The sequence below is a fragment of the Streptomyces sp. NPDC008163 genome (assembly GCF_042956885.1).
GTDB classification, from domain to species: Bacteria; Actinomycetota; Actinomycetes; order Streptomycetales; family Streptomycetaceae; genus Streptomyces; species Streptomyces drozdowiczii_A.
The window spans coordinates 247,266-272,719 of record NZ_JBIBHG010000003.1; the positions used below are offsets into that span (position 1 = coordinate 247,266).

Genomic DNA, 25,454 nt, shown 5'->3' on the forward strand with positions numbered 1-25,454 from the left:
CCTTTCACGGAAGCCGACAAATAGCTCTCCGTAGGCAGTACCACACCAAACCCATATCTTTCGGGATCAACAAGCGGTATCGGGTTGACCGTTTGTGAGGTGATATGCGGCCCGCCCGTCCAGCAGGAGCGGGATCAGCTTCCGGGCGGGCTGCCGCAGGGGTACGTAGACCCCGTCGCCGTCGGGCCGGGAGGTGACGGCGTGCAGCGCGAGTTCGTCCCGGACACGCGCGAACTGTTCCGCCGTGAGGCGGTAGCCGCAGGGCGGATCGGCGAGGGTGTCGTCCGGCGCCGGGGCCTCGTCGTCCGAGCCCCCGAGGAACACGGGGCCCCGGTCAACGGCCCCGGCGGCGCGGGAGGCGGCGGTGGCGGCGGCGATGTCTGTCCGCCGCTCGTCCGCGTAGCGGAAGAGCGCCTTGAGGACCACGAGTTGGGACGTCACACGGCGGCGGGCGTTGTGTGCCGGATCGGCGCGCTCCGCGGCGGCGAGCGCGTCCGTACGGGATTCGGCCAGCAGTCCGACCGCATGGCTGAGGCCGGCGACGTTGCGCAGGATGCGCTCCTGGCCGTCACCGGCGGTCCGTTTGACCGGGTCGCCGGTGGCCGGGTCGGTCCACACGCCGTACAGACCGGTGCCGAAGCCCGCCTTCCCGGCGGCGGGCCGCACCCGGTCCAGGGCCAGGGCCCGCGCCTCGTCGTGCAGCCGTTCGTCGGTGTTGGGGTTGCGGGGCCACAGGACGAGCAGGTCCTTGTCGTAGTACGGCGCGGTCGCCGCGTACTCGTGCAAGTCCGCGATCACATCGGGTTCGTGGTCGCGCAGGACGGCGGCGACGGCACGGGCCTCGGGGCTGCGCAGGGCGAGGTGGTCGCGGTTGACGTCCACGCCGTCGGCGTTGGTACGGGTCCCCGCGGCCAGGCCGTCGGGGTTGGCGGTGGGCACCACCAGGATCCCGGTCCGGGCGAGGAGGCGGCGGGTGCGCGCGTCGGTCGCGTAGGCGAGGTCCCGGACCGTGCTCAGGCAGGCCTCCCGCGCGGCGGGCTCGTCGCCGTGCTGGCCGCAGACCAGGAGCACGATGAGCGCGTCGGGGTCGGTGCTGCCGATCCGGACGAGGCGCAGGGGGCGGCCCCGGGACGTGGTGCCGATCCGCCGCACGGAGACGTGGTCGCCGCGCCGGGCGATCTCCGCGAGCAGGGACGTCTCCTCGGACTGCCGGGTCCAGCGCGCCCCGCCGCTGACCTCGAAGCCGGTACGCGGCGCGGTGGAGCGGGCGGCGTCCGAGGGGACGCCGAGCAGGGGGACGGTCAGGGCGGCGGTGGCGACCGCCAGGGCGAGATCGCGTGCACGGCCGCGCCGGGGCAGCCGCCGTCCCCCGGCCGTCGGCGCGATCGGCATGGGCGGAAGGTACTGCGGAGCCGTCCCGGGCGATAGCCCCGTACACGGGGAAATTCCGGAAACGGGCAGGCCCTGCGGCCCGTTGGGTCCCGGCGCGGCCCGACCCGGGCCGGGACTAGGCTGGCGGGGCCGGCCGACCGGCCGGACCCGATGTGCCACAGAGGAGCGTCCCTTGCCCGGTCCGTCCCCCGATGCCCCGCTCCACGCACGTCCCACGCTCGAAGCGGTGGCGGCCCGTGCCGGAGTCTCCCGGGCGACGGCGTCCCGGGTGGTGAACGGCGGCGCGGGCGTCCGGCAGCCGCTCGTGGACCAGGTGCGCAAGGCGGTCGAGGAGCTGGGCTACGTCCCGAACCACGCGGCGCGCACCCTGGTGACCCGGCGCAACGGGGCGGTGGCGGTGATCATCGACGAGCCCGAGGCGCGGATCTTCTCCGACCCGTTCTTCTCCCAGCACATCCGGGGCATCAGTCGGGAACTGAACGCGCACGACGCCCAGTTGGTGCTCCTCCTGGTGGAAGGCCGGGGCGACTTCGAGCGGGTCAGCCGCTATCTGGGCGGCGGCCACGTCGACGGGGTGCTGGCCTTCTCGCTGCACACCGATGACGAACTCCCCGCCGCCATCCGGCGGTTCCGCGTCCCGGTGGTCTACGGCGGCAGGCCCGGGCGCCGGGGTGCGCCGACCGAAGCGGTGCCCTTCGTGGACTGCGACAACCGGGGCGGTGCCCGGGAGGCCGTACGGCATCTGGCGGGGCTCGGCCGCCGGAGCATCGCGCACATCGCGGGCCCGCGCGACCAGACGTCGGCGCTGGACCGGATCGACGGCTACGCGGACATCCTGCCGGACGCCGACCCGGCGCTGCTCATCGACGGCGACTTCACGGTGGAGGGCGGCGCACGGGCCATGGCCGAGCTGCTGGAGCGGCGGCCGGACGTGGACGCGGTGTTCGCGGCGAACGACCTGATGGCGTCGGGTGCGCTGCGGGTGCTGCGGGAGCGGGGGCGGCGGGTGCCGCAGGACGTGGCGCTGGTCGGCTTCGACGACATGGAGTCGGTCGCGGAGGCGACGGACCCGCCGCTGACGACGATACGTCAGGACGTGGTGGGCATGGGCCGGTTGATGGTCCGGCTGCTGATGGAGCGGCTGGAGGACGGGGGCACCGGGCCGGAGTCGGTGATCACGCCGACGCGGCTGGTCCGCCGCGCCTCGGCCTGAGCCCGCCCCCGCGGACGGCCGCCCGGTACGCCGCCCGGGCGCGCCGGGCCCGGGGCAGATAGCGCAGCCGCTCCGGCAGGACCGGGACGACCAGCCGGACCACCGCGCAGAACCGCCGCAGGGCGCGCTCCTGCGCGTCGGTCCACTCCAGGCCGATGGCCTCGCGGGCGGCGGGCGGCATCAGCCCGACGGTCAGGAACGAGCGGAACCGGGCGAGCGGCGGGAGCAGCACCGGCCACACCGCCCTGAGCAGCATCCGCAGCGCCCACGGCCCCCGGTCCGGCGGCGGGACGGCGGTGTCGGTGGCGACCAGCTCCGCGACGACGGGGGTCTTCTCGATCCCGTCGGCCAGCATGGCGCGGAAATACGGCCAGAACTCCTCGATCGTCTGCGGCATGTCCCGGTCCTGGATGCCGAGCACCCGGCCCACCTGGAGCCATTCCGCGTACAGTGCGCGCTCCTGCGCGCGGCTGAGCGGGCGCAGCAGGTAGCGGGCGCCGTGCATGTAGACGGGGTAGCCGGTGGCGTGCACCCAGGCGTAGTTCGCCGGGGTCAGGGCGTGGTACGGGCGGCCCCGGGTGTCGGTGCCCTGGATGGTGCGGTGCAGCCGGCGGAGCCTGCGCCCCTCCTCGGCGGCCTCCTCGCCTCCGTACACCCAGAGCTGGAGCGAGCTGAGTGAGCGCTCGCCGCGTCCCCAGGGGTCCGTACGGAACACGGAGTGCTCGTCCACGCCCGCGCCGACGGCGGGATGGGCGACCTGGAGGGTGAGGGCGGCGGGCAGCATCAGCAGGGCCCGGATGTCGCCGGACAGGCTCCACAGCACGCCGCCGGGCGGGGGCGGCGCGGGGTCGTTCCTGTTGCTCATGCGGTGCTCCCGGCGGTGGTGTTGACGGCGTCGATGAAACAAGTCGATAGTATTTGTAACTTTGACTCTCCGGAACAGACGTGCCGTCACATCGCTCCGGAACGGGCGCGCCGAAGCCGGGACACGGACAGGAGGGCGCACCATGGGCCGGTACAGCCGCCTGCGTGAGATCCGCCGGATGGATCCGGCACGGGACTACGCCGAGATCCTTCGGCTGATCTCCCAGTACGAGTTCCCGTGGGACTACCGGCAGGGCGTGAGCGTGGCGTTCCTGCGTGATTACGGTGTCCCCCGGATCTCCGTGCTCCTCGACCGCACCCAGGAGTTCGAGCGCAACGGGCAGAAGCGGTACGACGACACGGTGCTGATCGGGTACGAGATGGCCGCCGACGGCTTCGACTCGGAGCGCGGGCGGGCGGCGGCGCGGCACCTGAACCGCATCCACGGCAAGTACCGCATCGAGAACGACGACTTCCGGTACGTCCTGGCGACGACGGTCGTGGGCCCGAAGCGCTGGATCGACCGGTACGGCTGGCGCCCGCTGTGCACGCAGGAGGTGCGGGCGCTGGCGGAGGCGGCGCGGAAGACCGGGGCGATGATGGGCATCGAGGACGTGCCCGACACGTACGAGGGGTTCGAGCGGCTGCTCGACGCGTACGAGGAGCGGATGTTCGCGTACGACCCGGCGAACCGGCGGGTGGCCAGTGCCACGTTCCGGACGATGGCGAGCTGGTACCCGCGACCGCTGCGGCCGTTCGTGGCCCGGTTCGCGCTGGCCCTGCTCGACGAGCCGCTGCTGCGGGCCCTGGGCTTCCGGCCGCAGCCCCGGTGGGCGCGGACCTCGGCGTCGGCGGCGCTGCGGCTTCGGGCGCGGTGCGTGCGCGGGATGCCGGCCAGGCCCCGCCGCCTCCCGGCCCGGCCGCGGCCGCGTTCGTACCCCTTCGGCTGGCGGCTGGACGACCTCGGGCCGCACTGGGCGCGCAGCCGGCCGCTGGAACCGCTGCCGGACGAGTCCGCCGTCCGGCCGGGCCCCGAGCGCGGCTGAGGCTCCCGGGTCAGGCGGGGTCGAAGCGGGCCAGCAGCTCCCTGGCCTCCACGGTGCGGTAGTGGTCCGGCCCGAAGGAGGCCAGGCAGGCGGAGAGGGCGGCATCGGCCCGGGTGCGGGCTTCCGCGGTGCGGCCCAGGCCCAGCAGAGCGGTGCCGGTGACCAGGTCCGCGGCACCCTCGTCCGGGACACGCTGTCCCTCGGACAGGGCGCGGTGCAGTTCGCCGGAGGTCGCGGCCTCGGCGAGCGCTTCCTCGTAGCGTTCCTGGCCGTTGAGGCTGCGGGCCAGGCCGAGCTGGAGCACACGGCGGACGTGGGGTGTCGCGCTCGGCTCCGCCAGGGCCTCCCGGGCCAGTGCCTCGGCCTTCACGTGCTGCCCCCGCTGGTTGAGGGCGTAGACGAGGCCGTTGGCGGCGGCGGCCGCGACGAGCCGCAAGTCCTCGTCCGTGGTGCCGGCCGTGGCGTGGACGAGGGCCTCGCACTCGGCCTCGCACTCGGCGTGCCGGCCCACCGCGGCCAGCTGCTGGGCGCGGTCGGAGCGGAGTTTCAGGGTCTGCCAGTGCCCGGCACCGTAGAACTCGCGGGAGACCGCAAGGGCTTCCTCGTACTCGCTGACGGCTTCGGTGTGGCGGCCCTGGGCTCCTGTCGAGATGGCGATCACCGTCCGCGCCACCACGAGTTCCCTCTCGGACAGCGGCGACCGGATCAGGGCACGCCCCTCCTTCTCCGCCTCGGCGTACTGCCCGGCGTGGTACAGCTCGGCCAGCCGGAATACGGGGGACGGTTTCGTACGTCTGACGCGCGATCGGAAGAACTTCATGCCCGGAGCTTAGGGAGGGGACGCGCGGGGTCCGGCAAGGGGTGGGTGCTTCCGGCTCATGCGGCGAGCAGCGGCACCAGGCAGCGGCGGGCGAAGTCGCGGACCTGGGCGTCGTCGTCCAGTTCGAAGCAGCTGACCGGGTTGAGGAGGAAGGAGACGGTGATCCGGACCATGAGCTCGGCGACGGGCGTCGGGTCGGTCTCCGGTCCGCCCTCCAGCCGCCGCACCTCGCGCAGCCTGCCCGCCAGATAGCTCCGGATCGCGAGGAAGGCGGGGCCGCTCTCCACGGTCAGGAAGGGCAGCATGGTCTCGGGCTCGAGCCGCAGCAGCCCGCCGATGAGCGGGTGCTCGCGGATGTGCCGCAGCACGGCGACGAAGCCCTCCACCAGCCGGTCCTCGGGGGTGGGCAGCGCGGCGACCGCCTCGTCCACCTCCGCCACGAACCTGCGGTACTCGCGCAGCAGGCACGCGGACACCAGGCTGTCCTTGTTGCCGATCCGGCGGTACACGGTCACCCGCGAGACCCCGGCGCGCTTGGCCACGTCGTCCACGGTGGAGCGGCGCAGCCCGAAGGTCATGAACTGCTCGCGCGCGGCGTCGAGGATCTGCTCCCCCAGCGCGTCGGCGGGTGCACCGGGCCCCGCCTCCTCCCTGCCGCGTACCGCCATGAGCCCTCCCCGGTCCGCCCGCACACCCGCAACAGAGTGACACGTCCCGTATACCCGTACCAGGCCACACGGCAGGCGTCCGGCCCGGCGGGTCCGATCCGGATGCCGATGCGGGGCATGTGCACCGAGGCACCCAGCTCCAGGGCGTGGTCGTTGCACACGTGGACGATGCTGGGCGGCGGCACTGACCGTGGCCCGGCCGCACTTTCACATCGGTGGTGAGACAGCAATACTGTTGCACCGGGCACCGGACACGAGGAGCGGACATGGCGACCGAGGCCGAGGAGCCGAAGCTCACCGTCGACGAGCTGGCGGCTCGTGCCGGGGTGACCGTGCGGACCGTGCGGTTCTACAGCACCCGGGGGCTGTTGCCGCCTCCGGTGATCGGGCCGCGCCGGGTCGGGCACTACGGCCACGACCACCTGTCACGGCTGGCGCTCATCGAGGAGCTTCAGCACCAGGGCATGACGCTCGCCGCGATCGAACGGTACCTGGAGCAGCTGCCGCCCGATCTGAGCGCCCACGATCTCGCCATTCACCGGGCCCTGGTCGCCTCCTGGGCGCCTGACTCGCCGGAGGACGCCTCGCGGGCGGAGCTGGAGCGGCGGGCCGGGCGGCCGCTGAGCGACCAGGACCTCGACCGGCTGGCCGCGATGGGGGTGCTGGAGCGGTCCGCGCCCGGGGACGGGGTCTTCCGGCTGGACCCGGGGCTGCTGCGGCTCGGCGTGGAGCTGCTGGACGTGCCGATCGCGCACGAGACCATCCTCGCCGCCCGTACGGTGCTGCTGGAGCACACCCGCTCGGCCGCGCAGGAGCTGACCCGGCTCTTCCGGGACGAGGTGTGGAATCCGTACCGTGAGCGGGAGGCGGACCCCGAGCACGTCAAGGCGATGAAGTCGCTGTCCGCGCACATGCAGCCGATGGTGCTCCAGGCCCTGGTGACCGCGTTCCAGCGGTCGCTGAAGGAGGAGCTGCGGGCGGCGTTCACCGCCGAATGAGCGCGGTGCCGTGCCGCCCCTCGGCGAGGGGCGGCACGGCACCGCGCTTCGGGTCAGTCGTGGAAGGTCTCGCCCTTCTCCGCCTTCTCGACCAGCAGCACGGGCGGCAGGAAGCGGTCCCCGTAGCGCTCGGCGAGTTCCCGGGCGCGGGCCACGAAGCCGGGCAGGCCGCCCTCGTAACCGTTGATGTACTGGAGCACTCCGCCGGTCCACGGGGGGAAGCCGATGCCCATGATGGAGCCGATGTTGGCGTCGGCGACGGTGATGAGGACGTTCTCCTCCAGGCAGCGGACGCTGTCCAGCGCCTCCGAGAAGAGCATGCGCTCCTGCATGTCGGTGAACGAGATCCCGGTGTCCGGCTCGGCGCTGTGCCCATCCGGGGAGCGACCCCCGGAACCCCCGAAGTGCTCCCGCAGGCCCGGCCACAGGCGGGTGCGCCTGCCCGCCTCGTCGTACTCGTAGAAGCCCGCGCCGCCGCTGCGGCCGGGGCGGCCGAACTCGTCGACCATCCGGTCGATCACCTCGTCCGCCGGGTGGCCGGGCCAGGTGCCGCCCGCTTCCTCTACGGCCTTGCGGGTCTCGTTGCGGATCTTGCGCGGCAGGGTGAGCGTCAGCTCGTCCATCAGCGACAGCACCTTGGCCGGGTACCCGGCCTGTGCGGCGGCCTGTTCGACGGAGGCGGGCTCGACGCCCTCGCCGACCATCGCGACACCCTCGTTGATGAACTGGCCGATGACGCGCGAGGTGAAGAAGCCGCGCGAGTCGTTGACGACGATCGGGGTCTTCTTGATCCGGCGGACCAGGTCGAACGCGCGGGCCAGCGCCTCGTCGCCGGTCTTCTCGCCCTTGATGATCTCGACCAGCGGCATCTTGTCGACCGGCGAGAAGAAGTGCAGCCCGATGAAGTCCACGGGGCGCGAGACGCCCTCGGCGAGGACCGTGATCGGGAGGGTCGAGGTGTTGGAGCAGAGCAGCGCGTCGGGCTCGATGACGTCCTGGATCTCCTGGAACACCTTGTGCTTGAGGGCGGTGTCCTCGAAGACGGCCTCGATCACCGCGTCGCAGCCCGCGAGGTCGGCCACGTCACCGGTCGGAGTGATGCGGGCCAGCAGCTCGTCGCGCTTGGCCTCGGTCGTACGGCCCCGGGACAGCGCCTTGTCGAGCAGCTTCTCGCTGTACGCCTTGCCCTTGGCGGCGGCCTCGGCGGAGACGTCCTTGAGGACGACCTCGATCCCGGCCCTGGCGCAGGAGTAGGCGATGCCCGCGCCCATCATCCCGGCGCCGAGGACGGCGACCTTGCGGACCTGGCGCTCCTCGATGCCCTTGGGGCGGCTGGCACCCGAGTTGACGGCCTGGAGGTCGAAGAAGAAGGCCTGGATCATGTTCTTGGAGACCTGGCCGGTGACCAGCTCGGTGAAGTACCGGGCCTCGATGGTCAGCGCGGTCTCGAAGTCGACCTGGGAGCCCTCGACGGCGGCGGCGAGGATGTTGCGCGGCGCGGGCATGGGGGCGCCCGCGATCTGCTTCTTCAGGTTCGACGGGAAGGCCGGCAGGTTCGCGGCGAACTTCGGGTTCGACGGGGTGCCGCCGGGGATCCGGTAGCCCTTGACGTCCCAGGGCTGCTGGGACTCGGGGTGGGCGTCGATGAAGGCGCGGGCCTTCTCCAGCATCTCCTCGGGCGTGGCGGCGACCTCGTGGACGAGGCCGTTCTCCTGCGCGCGGCGCGGGGTGTACTGGGTGCCCTGGAGGAGGACCTTGAGCAGGGCGTCCGCGATGCCCATGAGGCGCACGGTGCGGGTGACGCCGCCGCCCGCGGGGAGCAGGCCGAGGGTGACCTCGGGGAGGCCGATGCGGGAGCCGGGGGCGTCGAGCGCGATGCGGTGGTGGGAGGCGAGCGCGATCTCGTAACCGCCGCCGAGGGCGGCGCCGTTGATGGCGGCGACGACCGGCTTGCCGAGGGTCTCGATGCGGCGCAGCGAGTTCTTGATGGCGGTGCCGGTGTCGAACGCGAGCTGCGCGTTCTCCGGACCGATCCGGATCATGTCCTTGAGGTCGCCACCGGCGAAGAAGGTCTTCTTGGCGGAGGTGTAGATGATGCCCCGGATGGAGTCCTTCTCGGCCTCGGCGCGGTCGGCGACGGCTGCGATGGAGTCCTTGAACGCCTGGTTCATCGTGTTGGCGGACTGGTCGGGATCGTCCAGTACGAGGGTGACGACGCCGGTCTCGTCCTGTTCCCAGCGGATGGTCGTGCTCTCGGTCATGGGTTTTGTCTTCTCCGTAGGAAGGGAACGGTCAGAGACGCTCGATGACGGTGGCGATGCCCATACCGCCGCCCACGCACAGGGTGGCGAGGCCGTAGCGCCGGTCCCGGCGCTCCAGTTCGTCGATGAGGGTGCCGAGGATCATGGCGCCGGTGGCGCCCAGCGGGTGGCCGAGCGCGATGGCGCCGCCGTTGACGTTGACCTTGTCGAGGGAGACGCCCATGTCCCGGACGAACCGCAGGACGACCCCGGCGAAGGCTTCGTTGATCTCGATGAGGTCGATGTCGTCGATGGTCAGCCCGGCCTTGGCGAGTGCCTTGCGGCTGGCGGGGGCGGGGCCGGTGAGCATGATGGTCGGCTCGGAGCCGGAGACGGCGGCGGAGACGATACGGGCGCGCGGGGTGAGCCCGTAGCGCTCGCCGGTCTGCTGGTTGCCGATGGCGACGAGGGACGCGCCGTCCACGATGCCGGAGGAGTTGCCCGCGTGGTGGACGTGGTCGATCTTCTCGACCCAGTGGTACTTCTGGAGGGCCACGGCGTCGAAGCCGCCCATCTCGCCGATCGTCGCGAAGGAGGGCTTGAGCGCGGCGAGCGAGTCGGCGGTGGTGCCGGGGCGCATGTGCTCGTCGTGGTCGAGGACGACGAGGCCGTTGCGGTCCTTGACGGGCACGACGGACCGGGCGAAGCGGTTGTCCTTCCACGCCTCGGCAGCCCGCTCCTGGGACAGCGCGGCGTACTCGTCCACATCGCGGCGGGAGAAGCCCTCGATGGTGGCGATGAGGTCGGCGCCGATGCCCTGCGGGGCGAAGCCGGTCTCGTAGTTGGTCATCGGGTCCATCGCCCAGGCGCCGCCGTCGGACCCCATCGGCACCCGGGACATCGACTCGACACCGCCCGCGAGGATCAGGTCCTCCCAGCCCGAACGCACCTTGGCGGCGGCCAGGTTGACGGCCTCCAGGCCCGAGGCGCAGAAGCGGTTCTCCTGGACGCCGGCGACGGTGTCGGGGAGGCCGGCCGCGATGGCGGCGATCCGGGCGATGTCGGAGCCCTGGTCGCCGAGCGGGCTGACCACGCCGAGGACGATGTCATCGATCGCGGCCGGGTCGAGGCCGGGGAAGCGGGCGCGGATCTCGTGGATCAGGCCGACGACGAGGTCGATGGGCTTGGTGCCGTGCAGGGCGCCGTTGGCCTTGCCGCGGCCGCGCGGGGTGCGGATCGCGTCGTAGACGAATGCTTCGGTACTCAAGACAGCTGCCTTTCGGGGGTGGTGGCGCGAGCGTGGTTCGGGAGGCGGGTCAGGCGAGCAGCGAGCGGCCGATGATCTCCTTCATGATCTCGGTCGTGCCGCCGTAGATGGTCTGGATGCGCCCGTCGGTGAACGCCCGGGCCACCGGGTACTCCGCCATGTATCCGTAGCCGCCGTGGAGTTGGAGGCAGCGGTCGGCGACGCGCTTCTGCAGTTCGGTCGCCCACCATTTCGCCATCGAGGCGTGCACGGCGTCGAGGGTGCCGTCGGAGTGGTCCACGATGCAGCGGTCGAGGAAGGCCCGGGTGACGGCGCACTCGGTGGCCATCTCCGCGATCTCGAAGCGGATGTGCTGGAGCTTGGCGAGCGGCCGGCCGAACGCCTCGCGCTCCTTGACGTACCCGGTGGTGATCTCCAGGAGGTGTTCGGCTGCGGCGATCCCGGCGACGGCTATGCCCATGCGTTCCTGGGCGAGATTGGTCATCAGGTGGATGAAGGCGCCGTCGCGCTCGCCGAGCAGGTTCTCCTTGGGGACGCGCACGTCGTTGAAGAACAGCTCGGCCGTGTCCTGCGACTTCTGGCCGATCTTGTCGAGGTTGCGGCCCCGCTCGAAGCCCTCCGCGCCGCGCTCGACCACGATCAGCGAGAGGCCCTTCGCGCCGCCCTCCGGGGTGGTCTTCGCGACGACGACCACCAGGTCGGCCAGGATGCCGTTGGAGATGAAGGTCTTGGAGCCGTTGAGCAGCCAGTGGTCGCCCTTGTCCTCGGCGGTGGTGCGGATGCCCTGGAGGTCGGAGCCGGCACCCGGTTCGGTCATGGCGATGGCGGTGATGATCTCGCCGCTGCAGAAGCCGGGCAGCCAGCGCCGCTTCTGCTCGTCCGTGGCGAGGCCGGTGAGGTACGGGCCGATGATGTCGTTGTGCAGCCCGAGTGCGATCCCGGGGGTGCCGGCCCGGGTGAACTCCTCGGCCAGGACAGCGCTGTAGCGGAAGTCGGGGTTGCCGCCGCCCCCGTACTCCTCGGGCACCGCGAGGCCGAGGAGGCCCTGCCGGCCGGCCGCGCGCCACGCCTCGCGCGAGACGATGCCGTCCTTCTCCCACTGCTCGTAGTGCGGAAGGACCTCCTTGGCGAGGAAGGTGCGCACGGTCTCGCGGAACGCGTCGTGCTCTTCGGTGAAGATCTGCCGCTGCATCAGGGGGTGGTGTCCTTCCGGGTGGTCCGCAGGCCGGGCACGTCCCAGTCGGCGGCGACGGCATCGGTGTCCGCGCCCGGCAGGACGGGCCCGGTGCGCACGGAGGTGGGCGTGGCCGAGAAGCGGGGCGCGGGCGCGGGCTGGATGAGTCCGCCGTGCTCCACGAAGGTGGCTCGGGCGGCGAGATGGGGGTGGTGCGGGGCCTCGCGGAGCGAGAGGACCGGGGCCGCACAGGCGTCCGACCCGTCGAAGACCTCGGTCCACTCGGCGCGGGTGCGGGTGCGGAACCGGTCCGCGACGGCGGCGCGCAACTCGTCCCAGCGGCCCAGGTCGTTGCGGTCCGGGACGGTGTCCGCGAGGCCGAGGAGCTGCACGAACTCGTCGTAGAACCGCTGCTCCAGCGGGCCCACCGCCATGTACTGCCCGTCGGCGGTCTCGTACGAGCCGTAGAACGGGCAGCCGCCGTCCAGCAGGTTGGCGCCGCGCCGGTCCTGCCAGCCGCCGGCCGCGAGCATGCCGTGGATCATCGTGGCGAGGTGGGCGGCGCCGTCCACGATCGCCGCGTCGACCACCTGCCCGATGCCGCCGGGCGTACGGGCGTGCTGGAGGGCGGCGAGGACGCCGACGACGAGGTAGAGCGAGCCGCCCGCGTAGTCGCCGACCAGGTTGGCGGGGACGGTGGGCGGCTCGTCCGGCCGGCCGATCATGGAGAGGGTGCCGGTGAGCGCGATGTACGCGATGTCGTGTCCGGCGCGCTCGGCGAGCGGTCCGTCCTGGCCCCAGCCGGTCATCCGCCCGTAGACGAGCTTCGGGTTGCGGGCCAGGCAGGCCTCGGGGCCCACGCCGAGGCGTTCGGCGACGCCCGGCCGGTAGCCCTCGATGAGGACGTCGGCGCGGGCGGCCAGGTCCAGGACGGTGGCCGGGCCGTCCGGGGCCTTGAGGTCGACGAGCACGGAGCGCTTGTTGCGGTTGGTGAGGTCGCGGGCCGGGTCGATGCCGAGTCCGGCGCCGCCGGGGCGGTCGACGCGCACCACGTCGGCGCCCAGATCGGCCAGCAGCATCGCGGCGAAAGGGCCGGGGCCGATGCCGGCGAGTTCCACCACCCGAAGCCCGTCGAGGGGCCCGCGCGGGCCGTTCCCTGGTGTCGCCATCGAGCCCCCAGCGGTATGACACAACTGATGTAACATCGATGATGCTAAGAACGCACCGCGCTCCGCACAACCCCCTGAGCCGAGCAAGCGCTTAGTTCTTTTCGTGGATACTCATGGATACTCCCCCATGACCCCCTCCCGCCCGCACACCGCCACGGCGGCCGCGCTAACCTCTGCTCGCTCCGTCCGGCGCCGTCCTCCGTGGAGGCTTTCGTGAACAGGCAGAACGGGCCCGCACGCCCCTATGACGTAGTCCTTTTCGGCGCCACCGGTTTCGTGGGCGCGCTCACCGCCGAGTATCTGGCCCGGCACGCCCCCGAGGGCTGCCGCTGGGCGCTCGCCGGACGCGACCGCGCCAAGCTGGAGAAGCTCCGCACCCGGCTGACCGCCCTCGATCCGCGCTGCGCGGACCTGCCGCTGGTGACGGCGGACGCGGCCGACGCCGCCTCCCTGCGCGCGCTGGCCGAGTCGACGCACGTGGTGGCCACGACCGTCGGCCCCTACGTCTGGTACGGCGAGGAGCTGGTCGCCGCCTGCGCGGAGGCGGGGACGGACTACACCGACCTGACGGGCGAGCCGGAGTTCGTGGACCGGATGTACGTGGCGCACGACACCCGGGCCCGCGAGACCGGCGCCCGCATCGTGCACGCCTGCGGCTTCGACTCCGTGCCGCACGACCTCGGCGCCTACTTCACGGTCCGGCAGCTGCCCCAGGACGTGCCGCTGCGCGTCGACGGCTTCGTCCGCAGCAACGCCGTCTTCTCCGGCGGTACGTTCGCCTCGGCGCTCACCGCGATGGGCCGCGGCGCGCAGACGGCGCGCGCCGCGAAGGAGCGCCGGCTGTACGAGCCCCGGGTGGCCGGCCGCCGCGTCCACGCCCCGCTCGGCCGCCCCCGCTTCAGCCCGGAGACCGGTACCTGGGCGCTTCCGCTGCCGACGCTCGACGCGCGGATCATCGCCCGATCGGCGAAGGCGCTGCCCCGTTACGGCCCCGACTTCCGCTACCGCCACTACGCCTCGGTCAAGCACCTCCCCGTGGCCCTCGGGGGCACCGCCGCGCTCGGCGCGCTGCTCGGCGCCGCGCAGGTGCCGGCCGCGCGGGAGTGGCTGATGGGGCGTTACGAGCCCGGCGCGGGCCCGGACGCGGAGCGCAGGCGGCGCAGCTGGTTCACCGTGCGGTTCGTCGGCGAGGGCGGCGGGCGGCAGGTCTTCACGGAGGTCTCGGGCGGCGATCCGGGGTACGACGAGACGGCGAAGATGCTGGCGGAGTCCGCGCTGTGCCTGGCGCTGGATGAGCTGCCGGCCACCTCGGGGCAGGTCACGACGGCCGCCGCGATGGGCGACGCGCTGCTGGAGCGGCTGGTGGCGGCGGGGCTGCGGTTCCGGGTGGCGGCGGTGCGCTGAACGACCCTCAGCCGGTGGCCTCGCGCAGGGCCCTGCGGCAGAGGGCGTCCGCCCTGCGCGTGGTCTCCGGCTGCCGGAAGTCACGGGCCAGCGCGAGGGTGTGCGCGACGGCGTTGTCCAGACCGGTGCGGTGCCCGACGGAGACGTAGACCGGCTTGGTGCCGGTCCGGGTGCGCAGGGCCCGGCCGACCTCCTCCGCCCCGTCCAGCAGCGGCGACTGGTCCCCGCGCGCGGGTCCCGGCGGCTCGTGGGTGAAGGTGAACGGGTTCTTGGCGACGCCGATGACCGGGAGTCCGGTGAGGACGCCGAGGTGGCTGGCGAGGCCGAAGCGGCGGGGGTGGGCCCTGCCGTACCCGTCGCAGACGACGAGCCCGGGGTCGTCGCGCAGGCTCTCCAGGGCGGCCAGGACGGTCGGGATCTCGCGGAAGGCCAGCAGCCCCGGGACGTACGGGAAGCTGACCCGGCCGACGGCGGTCGCCTCCTCCACCACCTCCAGCGTGGCGGCGTCGAGCACGACGGCCGCCGCCGCCACGATGTCGCGCTCGTCGTCGTAGGCGACGTCGACCCCGGTCACCCGGCCGGTCCCGGGCGGCGGGCCCGGCTCGTCGAGGATCACCCGGCCGCGCAGGGCGTCCTGGACGGCACGGGCCTCGGCGGCGTCGGAGGGCATGTGCAGCGCTGTCATGGTGCGTCACCCTAGGCGGTGGCCCCGACGCCCCCGCCGGTAGCCTGAGATCATGTTCGTACTTGAGCTGTCCTACACCGCCCCGCTGGACCGCGTCGACGCCGCTCTGGACGCGCACGTCGCCTGGCTCGACCGGCAGTACGAGGCCGGGGTGTTCATCGCCTCCGGGCGCAAGAACCCCCGGGACGGCGGGGTGATCCTCGCGGTCGGGGACGACCGGGCGGCGATCGAAGAGCTGGCGGCGACCGATCCGTTCGTCGTCGCGGGCGTCTGCGCGTACCGGATCACCGAGTTCATCGCCACCAAGACCTCGGACGCGCTCGCCCCTTACCGCCAGCGGCTCTGACGGGTGCTCCGCCCGTAACGGGGCAGGTGAACAGGCAGCGGTGTGCGGTGATACAGCTCACGCCGACTCCCGGTGCACGGATCGACGGCTTCCGTCGTCTCCAAGGGTGCCGGGAACCGTTCGTCCGGTCGCGAGAGGGAGCAGGTTCGTGTCCACGGTCATCGAGCAGTCCGTACAGGCCCGCATGGTGGCGTCCGCGCCGCAGATGGAGACGCTGCCCGCCGTCCTGAGCTATGACCGGGCGGACCCCTTCGCCGTACGCATGGCGTTCCCGGCGCCGGCGACACTGGAAGGGACCGAGGTGTCCTGGCAGTTCTCCCGGGACCTGCTCGCCGCCGGGATGGAGGTCCCGTCCGGGCTCGGGGACGTACGGATCCGGCCGTTCGGCTACGACCGCACGGTGCTGGAGTTCCACGCCGCCGAGGGGATCGCCATGGTGCATGTGCGCACCGCGGACCTGCGGCGGTTCCTTCGGCGGGCCCAGGAGCTGGTGCCCTGCGGTCACGAGCACCGGTTCCTCGACCTGGACCGGAATCTGACCGAGCTGTTCGGCTCCTGCTGAGTCCGCGCCCCTCTCGCGCGCGGGCCCGTTAATTCGGTTGCTCCCTCTCCGGGCCCCGCGTAACTTCTCCGGTGTCCTTGTCGTCGCCGAATGGAGCAGGCCCTTGAAGGTCTGAGGTCCCGAGACACCGTGTCGCGTGCCATGACCGGCCTGTGCCGTGTCCGCGCGCCCGAGTGCGACCTCAGCTCTCCGAGCCGTCCTCCGCGACCAGGGCCTTCCCTCCGCGATCCCGGAATTCCCGCCGGACCGCGTCGAATGCCAGTGGCCGGTGTCTCGTCCCGTTGCCCTGTCCTTCCTCGCAACCGGGAGATTCCTCATGTCTACCCCCACCGCCCACATCACCTGTTCCGGCCTGTCCCTCGTCTGGCCCGACGGCGGCCGTGCCCTGGACGGCCTCCAGCTCTCCGTGGGCCCCGGCCGCACGGGGCTCATCGGCCTCAACGGGGCCGGGAAATCGACCCTGCTCCGGCTGCTCGCCGGGGAACTGAAACCCACCGAGGGCCGGATCAGCGTCTCCGGCGACGTGGGCTATCTGCCGCAGAACCTGGTCCTGGACACGGAGTTGCGCGTCGACGCCGCGCTCGGGATCGACACGGTCCGTGCGGCGCTGCACGCCATCGAGGCCGGTGACGCCGACGAGGAGCACTTCGCCGCCGTCGGCGACGCCTGGGACGTCGAGGAGCGGGCCCGCGCCACCCTCGACGGACTGGGCCTCGGCCACATCGGGCTCGACCGCACGGTCGGCGAGATGTCGGGCGGCGAGTGCGTGCTGCTGCGGCTGGCAGCCCTGCTGCTGGCCCGGCCCGATGTGCTGCTGCTCGACGAGCCGACGAACAACCTGGACGTGTACGCGAGGCAGCGCCTGTACGCGGCGGTCGACGCCTGGCACGGGGTGCTCGTCCTCGTCAGCCACGACCGGGAACTCCTGGAGCGCGTCGACCAGATCGCCGACCTGCGGGACTCCACCGTCACCTGGTACGGCGGCAACCTCTCCGCGTACGAGGAGGCGCTGGCCGTCGAGCAGGAGGCGGCCGAGCGCATGGTGCGCGTCGCCGAGGCCGATATGAAGCGGCAGAAGCGCGAACTGGCCGAGGCACAGGTGAAACTGGCCCGGCGCAAGCGGTACGGGCAGAAGATGTACGAGCAGAAGCGCGAGCCCAAGATCGTCATGGGAGCGCGCAAACGGGCCGCGCAGGAGTCCGCGGGCAAGCACCGGATCATGCACGCGGAGCGGCTGGCCGAGGCGAAGGAGCGCCTGGACGGCGCCGTCGAGCTGGTCCGCGACGACGACGAGATCCGGGTCGAGCTGCCGCACACCCGGGTCCATCCGGGCCGCGGCGTCCTGGTCCTGCGCGATCTGGAACTCGCGTACGGGGCACGGGTGCGGGGCCAGTACGAGGTGCGCGGTCCGGAGCGCATCGCGCTGGTGGGGCGCAACGGGGCGGGCAAGACCACACTGCTCCGTACGCTCGCCGGCGAGCTGGCACCGGTGTCCGGGGAAGCGGTCACCGAGGTCCCGCTGCGCTTCCTGCCCCAGCGGCTCGACGTGCTGGACGACGGGCTGAGCGTGGTGGAGAACGTGGCGCGGTTCGCCCCGGACGCCACCGACAACCACATCAGGGCGAGGCTCGCGCACTTCCTCTTCCGGGGCGCGCGGGCGGACCGGGCGGCGGGGACGCTGTCGGGCGGGGAGCGGTTCCGGGCGGCGCTGGCCGCGCTGCTGCTGGCCGAGCCGGCGCCCCAGCTGCTGATGCTGGACGAGCCGACGAACAACCTCGACCTGGCGAGCGTACGACGGCTGACCGAGGCGCTCGCGGCGTACGAGGGGGCGCTCGTGGTGGCCGGCCACGACGTGCCGTTCCTGGAATCGCTGGGGATCACCCGCTGGCTGCTGCTCGACGGCGAACTGCGGGACACCACGGCCGAGGAGGTACGTGCCGGGGTCTGATCCAGGGATCCAGGGGCAAGGGGGTGTGCGCCGGGCCGGCGCACACCCCCTTTTTCGGCCTTCCGTCACACAGAGTGAGCGATGCTCGCCCGTTCGGGCTTGGCCAGAGCCTTACTGCCGCTTTAACCTACGGTCTCGTAACCTACGAAGCCGTAGGTAGTTCTCCCGTCCCCAGGAGCCCCCGTGACCCTTACTTCTCCCCATCTCGGCAGTTCACAGGCGTGGACCGATGCCCACCTCCTGTTCGCGCTGGAAGAGGTGGTCGAGAAGGAGCTCAACCGGCACCTCAAGGTCGCCAAGGACTGGATGCCGCACGAGTACGTCCCCTTCTCCGACGGGCGCAACTTCCCCGGCGTCTTCGAGGACGGCGAGGCGTGGCAGGCCGAGCAGTCCAAGGTCACCGACATCGGCAAGATCGCGCTCGTGGTCAACCTCCTCACCGAGGACAACCTCCCCAGCTACCACCACGAGATCGCCACGCTCTTCGGCCGCGACGGCGCCTGGGGCACCTGGGTGCACCGCTGGACGGCCGAGGAGGGACGGCACGGCATCGTGATGCGGGACTACCTGCTCACCTCGCGCGCCGTCGACCCGGACAAGCTGGAGCAGTTCCGGATGGCGCACATGGCGGAGGGCTTCGAGTCCGACAACCGCCACTCGATGCTGCACTCCGTGGCCTATGTGGCCTTCCAGGAGCTGGCGACCCGAGTCTCGCACCGCAACACCGGGCACCAGTCGGGCGACCCGGTCTGCGACCGCATGCTGGCGCGCATCGCGACCGACGAGAACCTGCACATGGTCTTCTACCGCAACCTGCTGGGCGCGGCGTTCCAGCTGGCCCCGGACCTGACGATGCAGTCGGTGCGCGACGTCGTCGTCAACTTCCGGATGCCCGGCCACGGCATGCCCGGCTTCGAGCGGGCCGCCGCGCAGATGGCGATCGGCGAGATCTACAACATGCGCATCCACCACGACGACGTGATCCAGCCGGTGCTGCGCTATCTGAAGGTGCTCGACATCGACGGGCTGGGCCCGGACGGCCTGAAGGCGCAGGAGGAGCTGGGCCTGTACATGCACGGCCTGGACACCGAGGCCGCGAAGTTCGACGAGAAGCTGGCCGCCCGGAAGGCCCGGATGGCCGCCCGCGCCCAGGGCTGACCCCAACGGCAGGCCCCAGGGCCGACCGCGCCGGGGGATGGTCCGGGAGACCGCTCACTCCCGGACCGTCACCTCCGCGTACGCCGCGTCGCGCACCTCCGCCTCCGGGTGGCGCCGCAGCAGCCGCAGCTGGGTCCGCCACGGACCGGTCCACCCCGTGTGCCGTCCGCCGGCCGCGACCAGCCGCACCGCCAGCAGGCCGTGCGCCGGGCCGCCGTCCTCGGCGAGGCGCCCCGCCACCGCGAGCAGCGTCGCCGCCCCGTCCTCGCCCGGCGGGACGCCGTGGTGCGTGGCGTACAGGAGGGCGATGCGGGCGGCGAGCACGGGGCGGCCGGTGACCAGTAGGGCGATGCGGTCCAGCGCCGCGTGCAGCGTGTCCGCGTCGCTCTCCGGGTCCACTGCCCTGGCCAGCAGCTCGGCGGCCTGCGGTACGTAGTCGCGGTGGCGGGCCAGCCGGTCGCCCGCGGCGGCGAGCACGGGGCGCAGGGCCGCGTCGGCGCGCGCCCCGGCGGCCGAGGCGAGGCGGTTCACCAGGTGCACGGCCCGCTGCCGCTCGGGCCGGTCGCGGTCGCTGCCCGCGTCGTCCATGGCGACGGAGTCCGTGAGTGCGGCCAGCGCGCCCATCAGCGCCCGGGCGGCTTCTCCGGAGGCGGCGGGCGCGGCACCGGCCAGCGCTTCGGCGGCCGAGCGCCAGGAGCGGCGGCGCGCCAGGTCCGTCGTGGCGGCGGCCAGCGCTTCGCAGATGCCCGGCTCCCACGGTATCCAGCGGGCGACCACGGCGTGGGCGGCGGCGGCCAGTTCCTCGTCGTCCGTGCCGCACACCTCCCGCACCAGGCGCGCGTAGCCGGTGCGGTGCGCGCCGGGCAGGTCCAGGGGCCGCACGCGCAGGACGGCGGTGCGCAGCACGGCGGGCCCGGCGGCGGCGTCCGCGAGCAGCCGCCACATCCGTTCGTCGCCGAGGAGCCCGATGGCCCCGGCCACACAGGCGGCCCGGACGTCCGGGTGCTGGTCGGGGGTCTCGTAGCCCTCGGCGACCAGGTCGGCCGCGGTCTCCCGGGGCAGCCGGGCCACGGCGAGCCGGACGGCCTCCTTGCGGCTGGTGACCTTGCCGGTGCCCGGGGCCAGCCGGGCGCGCAGCATCGGGGCGAGGACCGAGGGGCGGACGTCCTGGGAGGCCCGGCCGGCCGCGAAGACGGCGACCCGGGCCCGGTCGTCGCCGGTGTGGGCGAGCAGGACCGGCAGCGTCCCGGGGGCGCGGTCGGTGTGGCCGAGGGCGGTGAGCGCGGCCTCGGCGAGCACGACGTCGTCGGAGCCGGTCCACTCCCCCAGCGACTCGGCCCCGGTCCCGGGGATGCGGGCGAGGGCGGCGACCGCGCGCGCCCGTCCGTGCAGCGGCAGCTTCCCGTCGCGCGCCGCGTGGCGCAGGGCGCGTTCGGCGGCGCGGTGCTGGCGGGGCACCCAGCGGCGGATCTCGGGTCCGGGGTGGACGGTCCAGGGGCGGCCGGGGGTCAGGAAGCGGCCGTGCGGCGGCGGGGTGGCGAGGTAGGGGTCGAGCAGGTCGGTGCGGGTGCGGGTGAGGACCGCGAGCACTTCGGGCAGGGTGCCGGCCGAGGGGTCGAGCGCGAGCAGCCGTTCGACGCGCTCGCCCCGGTCCGCGTCCGGTTCCAGCCACAGCCGGACGGCGGTCCGCGCGGTGGTGACCGAGCCGAAGCGGATCGCCTGCCACAGCAGGTCCTGGAGCTCGGGCAGTCCGGGCGCACGGCGGCCCAGCGCCCGGACGAGCGCGAAGGCGAGCCCGTAGTCGCTCTTCTCGGCGCCCGCGTCCAGCCAGGGCCGCAGGGCCTCGAACACGTCGTGCTCCTGGCCCCTGCGCAGGGTGCGGTCGAGCCGTCCGAGGTCGGCGCCGCCGGTGTTGCCGGAGATCCGGACCAGGGTGCGCAGCGACCAGCTGACCAGGGCGCGGCGCCCGGTGACGGCGTGTTCGCGCAGCAGCCGCACGGCGAGGGTGCTCAGGGCGTGCCGGGTGGCGTAGGAGGAGTCCCGGGCCTCGACGGCGTCGGCCGCGATCCGGTCCAGGGCCGGTTCCATGGCCTCGGTGAACAGTGCGGCGGGGATGGCCGCGAGGGCGAGGAGCGCGGCCGAGCGGACGGGGTCCTGTTCGTTGCGGAGCCTGGCCATGTCGTCCAGGAGCACGGCGACGGGCCCGGATGCGCCGGTGCGCCCGGCGTTGCGGACGAGCAGCGGCCAGACGAGGGCGCGGTCGGCGGCGGCGGGCCGCCGCGTGGCGGCGAGCAGCCGCGTGGCGGCGAGCAGCCGGTCCCACACCTCGGCGGCCGGGAGATAGGACTCGGCGAGCAGCACGGTGTGCCAGTCCTCGCCGCGTTCGGCGGCCCGGGCGGCCATCCGGCGGGCCTCGTCGGCGACGCCGCTGCGCGGCAGTGCGTCGAGGAGGTCCGCGTCGACGGCGGGGCCGCCCGGACCGCGTCCGGCGGTGACCGAGGCGTGCAGGGCGGTGCGCCGGGCGGGCGGGACGGCGGCGAGGAGCCGGGCGAGTCCGGCCGAGTCCTGGGCCATGGCGCGGCCGAGCTCCACGACGAGCCCTTCGGGCGCGGTGCGGGCGAGGCGGAACAGGACGCCGTCGGGCACCCTGCGCGCGCCGTGCTCCAGCATCGGACGGGTCTCGGGGCGAAGCAGCAGCCGGGTGGTGCGGGCCGGGTCGGCGGCGGCGAGGGCGCCGAGGCGGTGGGCCAGCGGCCACGGCAGGGTGGCGGGGCCGAAGCGTTCGAGCAGATCGAGGACGCGGGCGGGCCGGGCGGTGACGGCGGCGGCGATCCCGGGGGCGTACCGCTGCCACCACTCCGGGCGCTGCGGCTCGGGCAGTTCGGCGAGCTGGCGTTCGACGGCGTCGAGGAGGGGGCCGGGGTGGCGGCGTCCCAGGCCGCTCCAGCCGCGTACGGCGTAGAGCAGTTCGGGGAGCAGCCCGGCCACGGTGCCGGCGGGGCAGCCGGGCAGCAGCACGGCCGCCTCGGCGTCGCCCCAGTCGGCGCGCACCCGTGCGAGGAGCCGGGCGGCGAGGTCGGTGCGCCGGTCGCGGACGACGGCCCGCAGCAGGCGGCGGCGCGCGCTTCGGGGCACGTCGTCCAGGGCCCGTTCGTACGCCTCGTCGGGAACGCCGAGGCTCCGGGCGGCCCGCAGGGCGTGCCCCTGCACGAAGGGGTCCGGGTCGGCGAGGTGTGCGCCGGTCCACTCCGCGTCGCCGCCGACGGCGGCCGCGACGACGGCGATGCCCCGCTCGTACGGACCGCCCCCGTCCAGCTCGTCGAGGACGTGGCGCAATTCCCCCGAAGCGGACAGAACGCGTGCCCGGGCGGCGAGTTCACGCATGCGCCGGGGATACGGAAGCGGATCGAGGGCCTTCAGCAGGGCATCGGTCATGGGGCGATTCTGCCGTGCGGGGGTGTGCCGTCCGGGGGCGGGCGGGACCGTACGCTGTGCCGGTGAAACCTGTGACCCGCTTCGTTCTCATCGGTGCGCCGCTGGCGATTGCCGTCGCCCTCGTCTTCAACACCGGCGACGACGCCGGGCTGCCAGCAAACTCCCCGAAGGCGGTCGCCGAGGCGTCGCCCACCGGGCCGGTGAACCCGGACCCGTTCGCGGCGGCGGACGACGAGGAGCGGGCCGGGATGAACGAGCGGGTCGGCCGGGCGCCGGCCGGGCTCGCGGCGCCGAGGATGCGCGAGATCGCGTGGGAGCTGCTGGCCAGCGCGGAGGGCTCGACGCTGGACTGGCGCAGCCAGTACGCGACGATCGAGGACAGCGGCGACGGCACCGGTTACGCGGCGGGGCTCGTCGGTTTCTGCTCCGGTACGCACGACATGCTCGCGTTCGTCGAGGCGTTCACGAAGGACCACCCGGACAACCCGCTCGCCCCGTATCTCCCCGCGCTGCGCAAGGTCGACGGGACCGGTTCCCACGAGGGCCTGGACCCCGGGTTCACGGGTGCGTGGAAGAAGGCGGCCGAGGACCCGGCGTTCCGCAAGGCGCAGGAGGAGGTCCGCGACAAGCAGTACTTCGAGCCGGCGGTGCGCCTGGCGAAGCTGGACGGGCTCGGCGCGCTGGGCCAGTTCATCTACTTCGACACCATGGTGCTCCAGGGGCCCGGGCACGAGGCGGATTCCTTCTACGGCATCCGGCAGGCGGCACTGGCCGAGGCGGACACGGTCGCGGAAGGCGGTGACGAGTCGGCGTACCTGGACATCTTCCTGGACACCGCGCGGGCCGTGATGAAGTCCAAGAAGAACCAGCAGCACGACACCTCACGCATCGACACCGCGCAGCGCGTCTTCCTGGAGGACGAGAACCTGGGCCTGGAGCCACCGCTGACCTGGAAGATGTACGGGGAGACGTTCCGTATCCCGTCGTGATCCAGCCCTGCGGCGGCCCCCTGCCTCCTATGCGCGGGCGTCCTGCCTGATCAGTTCGGCGGCCTTCTCGGCGATGGCGACCGTGGGCGCGTGCGTATGGCCCCGGGTGATGCGCGGCATGACCGAGGCGTCGACCACGCGCAGGCCCCGGACGCCGCGCACCCGGAGCCGGGGGTCGGTGACCGATCCGGGGTCCTCGCCCATCCGGCAGGTGCCGACGGGGTGGTAGAGGGTTTCCGCTCCGGTCCGGATCGCCTCGGCCAGGCGTTCGTCGTCCACCTCGCCCGGGTAGTGGCCCATGGGCGTCGAGGTGTGCGGGGCGAGAGCCGTGTGGGCGAAGAGACGTTCGGCGTGGCGGACGCCGTCCATCATGCGCCGCAGATCGGCGTCGGCCGCGAGATACCCCGGGTCGATGCGGAGAGCGGAGCGGGGGTCCGGGTGGTCCGTGTCCAGCGTGATGCGGCCGGTGCTCTCGGGCTGGAGCAGGACCACGCCGATCGTGACGCCGTGTTCGGTGGGCGGGGTGAGCCCGTGGTCGATGAACGGGGCCGGAGCGAAGATCAGTTCGAGGTCCGGGGCGGCCGGTGCGGCGGCGCTGCGGACGAAGGCGACGGCCTCCGCGAGGTTGGAGCTCAGCGGTCCGCGCCCGGTGAGCAGATAGCGGGCGACGTTCACCGGGGTGTCGGCGCCCGTCATGGTGACCGGGCGCGGGCAGTGCAGGGTGACCGCGAAGGACAGGTGGTCCTGAAGGTTGCGGCCGACGTCCGGTGAGGCGGCACGCACCTCGACTCCGGCGCGCCGCAGTTCGCCGGGGTCGCCGATGCCCGAGCGCAGCAGCAGGTGCGGGGAGCCGATGGCCCCGGCGCTGAGGATCACCTCGCGGCGGGCGGTGAGCGTGCCGGAGCCCTCGGTCTCCACACCGGTGGCCCGGTCGCCGTCGAAGGCGAGGGCGCGGACGCGGGTGTGCGGGAGGATGTCCAGATTGGGCCGCCGGGCCGCCGGTTTGAGGTAGCCGTCGGCCGCGCTCCAGCGCCGTCCACGCCGCTGGTTGACGGGGGTGAGGGCGACCCCGCTGTGGTCGGGGGCGTTCAGCTCGGGCAGGAACGTCAGGCCGTCGTCGCGGCAGGCGGTGACGAAGTCGGCGGTCAGCGGGGACGGGCTGCGGGGCGGCGCGATGTGCAGCGGGCCCTCGGTGCCGTGGACGGTGGTGTCGCCGGCCGGTCCCGACCAGCGCTCGGCGCGCCGGAAGTAGGGCACGATCGCGTCGTGGCCCCAGTCCGGCCCGGCGGCCCCGGCCCACGCGTCGTAGTCGTCGCGGTGGCCGCGCACCCACATCATCGCGTTGATCGAGGAGGAGCCGCCCAGGGTGTGGCCGCGCGGCCAGAACAGTTCACGGCCGCCGAGCGCGGGCTGCTTCACCGTGCTGAAGTCCCAGTCGAACGGGGTCTTGAACAGCTGCGGGAAGGCGGCCGGGACGCGGATCTCCTGCTTGCGGTCGGGTCCGCCCGACTCGACGAGGGCAACCCGCACGGTGGGGTCCTCGGAGAGCCGCGCGGCCAGCACGCAGCCGGCCGAACCCGCCCCGACGACGACGTAGTCGTACTCGCTCAACTCGGCTTCTCCTCCAGGTCGACGCGGGTTCCGCCACGGTCATGGGGTCCGCGTACGGAAACGGTGGAGGCCGAAGTCTCGCACGGACAAGGCCGTTTCAGGCCCGGTCGCGGCCGCCTCTGCGCAGCCGCTCCCGCTCCTTCTCGGACAGGCCGCCCCAGACGCCGAAGCGCTCGTCGTTGTCGAGGGCGTACTCCAGACACGCCTGCCGCCCCTCGCAGGCGTTGCAGAGCTGCTTGGCCTCACGGGTGGAGCTGCCGGGGGCAGGGAAGAAGAACTCGGGCCCCGCCTGGGCGCACAGTGCTGTCTCCTGCCAGGAGAAGGCGGGGTCGGTCGCGGTGTTGATCAGCATGGAGCCACAGTGCCGTCCCGCGATAAACGACTGATCAACGCGGCGTCAATGGCGCGTCCGCCCGGCCGGGCCACCGGCGCCGCATGGGACGATATGAGCCATCGCGCGCGGAG

21 protein-coding genes are annotated in these 25,454 nt (G+C 73.2%); 9 read left to right on the forward strand and 12 right to left on the reverse strand.

Translation table 11 applies throughout. The annotated features are described in order from the left end of the window. Nucleotides 1-66 precede the first annotated feature (66 nt). Complete coding sequence (locus ACFZAT_RS09120) at nt 67-1,392, reverse strand: DUF2817 domain-containing protein (protein ID WP_391262255.1); 1,326 nt, start codon at nt 1,390-1,392, stop codon at nt 67-69. A gap of 172 nt (nt 1,393-1,564) precedes the next feature. Here ACFZAT_RS09120 and ACFZAT_RS09125 point away from each other — a divergent pair, with 172 nt between their 5' ends. Next, complete coding sequence (locus ACFZAT_RS09125; protein WP_391262257.1) at nt 1,565-2,605, forward strand: substrate-binding domain-containing protein; 1,041 nt, start codon at nt 1,565-1,567, stop codon at nt 2,603-2,605. On the opposite strand, the gene ACFZAT_RS09130 is transcribed toward ACFZAT_RS09125, so the two are convergent. Then, complete coding sequence (locus ACFZAT_RS09130; protein ID WP_391262259.1) at nt 2,568-3,470, reverse strand: oxygenase MpaB family protein; 903 nt, start codon at nt 3,468-3,470, stop codon at nt 2,568-2,570. The genes ACFZAT_RS09125 and ACFZAT_RS09130 overlap by 38 nt on opposite strands. A 142-nt stretch (nt 3,471-3,612) precedes the next feature. Between ACFZAT_RS09130 and ACFZAT_RS09135 the strand changes: the two genes are divergently transcribed. Then, the gene (locus ACFZAT_RS09135) at nt 3,613-4,515 is read left to right on the forward strand and encodes an oxygenase MpaB family protein (RefSeq protein ID WP_391262260.1); all 903 of its coding nucleotides are present in this window, start codon (nt 3,613-3,615) and stop codon (nt 4,513-4,515) included. Nucleotides 4,516-4,525: 10 nt separating this feature from the next. Here ACFZAT_RS09135 and ACFZAT_RS09140 read toward each other — a convergent pair whose 3' ends face one another. Further along, the gene (locus tag ACFZAT_RS09140) at nt 4,526-5,335 is read right to left on the reverse strand and encodes a tetratricopeptide repeat protein (RefSeq protein ID WP_391262262.1); all 810 of its coding nucleotides are present in this window, start codon (nt 5,333-5,335) and stop codon (nt 4,526-4,528) included. Nucleotides 5,336-5,391: 56 nt separating this feature from the next. Further along, nucleotides 5,392-6,003 carry a TetR family transcriptional regulator gene (locus ACFZAT_RS09145; RefSeq protein WP_391262264.1) on the reverse strand — a complete coding sequence of 204 codons (612 nt, stop codon included), beginning with the start codon at nt 6,001-6,003 and terminating at the stop codon, nt 5,392-5,394. A 266-nt stretch (nt 6,004-6,269) separates the two neighbouring features. On the opposite strand from ACFZAT_RS09145, the gene ACFZAT_RS09150 reads away from it, so the two are divergent. Beyond that, the gene (locus tag ACFZAT_RS09150; protein ID WP_391262265.1) at nt 6,270-7,001 is read left to right on the forward strand and encodes a MerR family transcriptional regulator; all 732 of its coding nucleotides are present in this window, start codon (nt 6,270-6,272) and stop codon (nt 6,999-7,001) included. Between the two features lie 53 nt (nt 7,002-7,054). Here ACFZAT_RS09150 and ACFZAT_RS09155 read toward each other — a convergent pair whose 3' ends face one another. Genes ACFZAT_RS09155 through ACFZAT_RS09170 form a run of 4 tightly spaced genes read right to left on the reverse strand, consistent with a single transcriptional unit; the run spans nt 7,055 to nt 12,851 of the window. Continuing rightward, nucleotides 7,055-9,262, reverse strand: coding sequence for a 3-hydroxyacyl-CoA dehydrogenase NAD-binding domain-containing protein (locus ACFZAT_RS09155; protein ID WP_391262267.1), 2,208 nt, complete (start codon nt 9,260-9,262; stop codon nt 7,055-7,057). Nucleotides 9,263-9,293: 31 nt separating this feature from the next. Continuing rightward, the gene (locus ACFZAT_RS09160) at nt 9,294-10,508 is read right to left on the reverse strand and encodes an acetyl-CoA C-acetyltransferase (RefSeq protein WP_391262270.1); all 1,215 of its coding nucleotides are present in this window, start codon (nt 10,506-10,508) and stop codon (nt 9,294-9,296) included. Nucleotides 10,509-10,557: 49 nt separating this feature from the next. Continuing rightward, the gene (locus ACFZAT_RS09165) at nt 10,558-11,700 is read right to left on the reverse strand and encodes an acyl-CoA dehydrogenase family protein (RefSeq protein WP_391262272.1); all 1,143 of its coding nucleotides are present in this window, start codon (nt 11,698-11,700) and stop codon (nt 10,558-10,560) included. After that, nucleotides 11,700-12,851, reverse strand: coding sequence for a CoA transferase (locus tag ACFZAT_RS09170; protein ID WP_391262274.1), 1,152 nt, complete (start codon nt 12,849-12,851; stop codon nt 11,700-11,702). Before ACFZAT_RS09170 ends, ACFZAT_RS09165 begins: the two co-directional genes overlap by 1 nt. A gap of 213 nt (nt 12,852-13,064) precedes the next feature. Here ACFZAT_RS09170 and ACFZAT_RS09175 point away from each other — a divergent pair, with 213 nt between their 5' ends. Beyond that, nucleotides 13,065-14,255: a saccharopine dehydrogenase NADP-binding domain-containing protein gene (locus tag ACFZAT_RS09175; protein WP_391262276.1), complete on the forward strand. Its 1,191-nt coding sequence runs from the start codon at nt 13,065-13,067 to the stop codon at nt 14,253-14,255. 7 nt (nt 14,256-14,262) lie between these two features. On the opposite strand, the gene ACFZAT_RS09180 is transcribed toward ACFZAT_RS09175, so the two are convergent. Beyond that, complete coding sequence (locus ACFZAT_RS09180; protein WP_391262767.1) at nt 14,263-14,925, reverse strand: endonuclease V; 663 nt, start codon at nt 14,923-14,925, stop codon at nt 14,263-14,265. 67 nt (nt 14,926-14,992) lie between these two features. Here ACFZAT_RS09180 and ACFZAT_RS09185 point away from each other — a divergent pair, with 67 nt between their 5' ends. From ACFZAT_RS09185 to ACFZAT_RS09200, 4 genes are all read left to right on the forward strand, one after another. After that, nucleotides 14,993-15,286 (forward strand): YciI family protein, encoded by a 294-nt coding sequence (locus ACFZAT_RS09185; RefSeq protein ID WP_391262278.1) that lies wholly within the window; start codon nt 14,993-14,995, stop codon nt 15,284-15,286. Between the two features lie 148 nt (nt 15,287-15,434). Further along, nucleotides 15,435-15,848: an SsgA family sporulation/cell division regulator gene (locus tag ACFZAT_RS09190; RefSeq protein ID WP_391262280.1), complete on the forward strand. Its 414-nt coding sequence runs from the start codon at nt 15,435-15,437 to the stop codon at nt 15,846-15,848. 316 nt (nt 15,849-16,164) lie between these two features. Then, the gene (locus ACFZAT_RS09195) at nt 16,165-17,796 is read left to right on the forward strand and encodes an ATP-binding cassette domain-containing protein (RefSeq protein WP_391262282.1); all 1,632 of its coding nucleotides are present in this window, start codon (nt 16,165-16,167) and stop codon (nt 17,794-17,796) included. A 183-nt stretch (nt 17,797-17,979) separates the two neighbouring features. Then, nucleotides 17,980-18,954: an acyl-ACP desaturase gene (locus ACFZAT_RS09200; protein WP_391262284.1), complete on the forward strand. Its 975-nt coding sequence runs from the start codon at nt 17,980-17,982 to the stop codon at nt 18,952-18,954. Between the two features lie 54 nt (nt 18,955-19,008). Here ACFZAT_RS09200 and ACFZAT_RS09205 read toward each other — a convergent pair whose 3' ends face one another. Continuing rightward, nucleotides 19,009-22,389 carry a hypothetical protein gene (locus ACFZAT_RS09205; protein ID WP_391262286.1) on the reverse strand — a complete coding sequence of 1,127 codons (3,381 nt, stop codon included), beginning with the start codon at nt 22,387-22,389 and terminating at the stop codon, nt 19,009-19,011. Between the two features lie 71 nt (nt 22,390-22,460). Between ACFZAT_RS09205 and ACFZAT_RS09210 the strand changes: the two genes are divergently transcribed. Further along, nucleotides 22,461-23,378: a chitosanase gene (locus tag ACFZAT_RS09210; protein WP_391262769.1), complete on the forward strand. Its 918-nt coding sequence runs from the start codon at nt 22,461-22,463 to the stop codon at nt 23,376-23,378. 27 nt (nt 23,379-23,405) lie between these two features. Here the strand turns inward: ACFZAT_RS09210 and ACFZAT_RS09215 are convergent, their stop codons facing one another. Both ACFZAT_RS09215 and ACFZAT_RS09220 read right to left on the reverse strand, forming a co-directional pair. Then, nucleotides 23,406-24,989 (reverse strand): GMC family oxidoreductase N-terminal domain-containing protein, encoded by a 1,584-nt coding sequence (locus tag ACFZAT_RS09215; RefSeq protein WP_391262288.1) that lies wholly within the window; start codon nt 24,987-24,989, stop codon nt 23,406-23,408. Between the two features lie 97 nt (nt 24,990-25,086). Then, nucleotides 25,087-25,341: a WhiB family transcriptional regulator gene (locus tag ACFZAT_RS09220; protein ID WP_391262289.1), complete on the reverse strand. Its 255-nt coding sequence runs from the start codon at nt 25,339-25,341 to the stop codon at nt 25,087-25,089. Nucleotides 25,342-25,454 lie beyond the last annotated feature (113 nt).

Bases quoted from the DNA above. Each gene is read 5' to 3' on its own strand.
- ACFZAT_RS09120 (WP_391262255.1), bottom strand. From the start codon at position 1,392: ATGCCGATCGCGCCGACGGCCGGGGGACGGCGGCTGCCCCGGCGCGGC.
- ACFZAT_RS09130 (WP_391262259.1), bottom strand. From the start codon at position 3,470: ATGAGCAACAGGAACGACCCCGCGCCGCCCCCGCCCGGCGGCGTGCTG.
- ACFZAT_RS09135 (WP_391262260.1), top strand. From the start codon at position 3,613: ATGGGCCGGTACAGCCGCCTGCGTGAGATCCGCCGGATGGATCCGGCA.
- ACFZAT_RS09140 (WP_391262262.1), bottom strand. From the start codon at position 5,335: ATGAAGTTCTTCCGATCGCGCGTCAGACGTACGAAACCGTCCCCCGTA.
- ACFZAT_RS09145 (WP_391262264.1), bottom strand. From the start codon at position 6,003: ATGGCGGTACGCGGCAGGGAGGAGGCGGGGCCCGGTGCACCCGCCGAC.
- ACFZAT_RS09150 (WP_391262265.1), top strand. From the start codon at position 6,270: ATGGCGACCGAGGCCGAGGAGCCGAAGCTCACCGTCGACGAGCTGGCG.
- ACFZAT_RS09155 (WP_391262267.1), bottom strand. From the start codon at position 9,262: ATGACCGAGAGCACGACCATCCGCTGGGAACAGGACGAGACCGGCGTC.
- ACFZAT_RS09165 (WP_391262272.1), bottom strand. From the start codon at position 11,700: ATGCAGCGGCAGATCTTCACCGAAGAGCACGACGCGTTCCGCGAGACC.
- ACFZAT_RS09170 (WP_391262274.1), bottom strand. From the start codon at position 12,851: ATGGCGACACCAGGGAACGGCCCGCGCGGGCCCCTCGACGGGCTTCGG.
- ACFZAT_RS09180 (WP_391262767.1), bottom strand. From the start codon at position 14,925: ATGCCCTCCGACGCCGCCGAGGCCCGTGCCGTCCAGGACGCCCTGCGC.
- ACFZAT_RS09185 (WP_391262278.1), top strand. From the start codon at position 14,993: ATGTTCGTACTTGAGCTGTCCTACACCGCCCCGCTGGACCGCGTCGAC.
- ACFZAT_RS09195 (WP_391262282.1), top strand. From the start codon at position 16,165: ATGTCTACCCCCACCGCCCACATCACCTGTTCCGGCCTGTCCCTCGTC.
- ACFZAT_RS09205 (WP_391262286.1), bottom strand. From the start codon at position 22,389: ATGACCGATGCCCTGCTGAAGGCCCTCGATCCGCTTCCGTATCCCCGG.
- ACFZAT_RS09220 (WP_391262289.1), bottom strand. From the start codon at position 25,341: ATGCTGATCAACACCGCGACCGACCCCGCCTTCTCCTGGCAGGAGACA.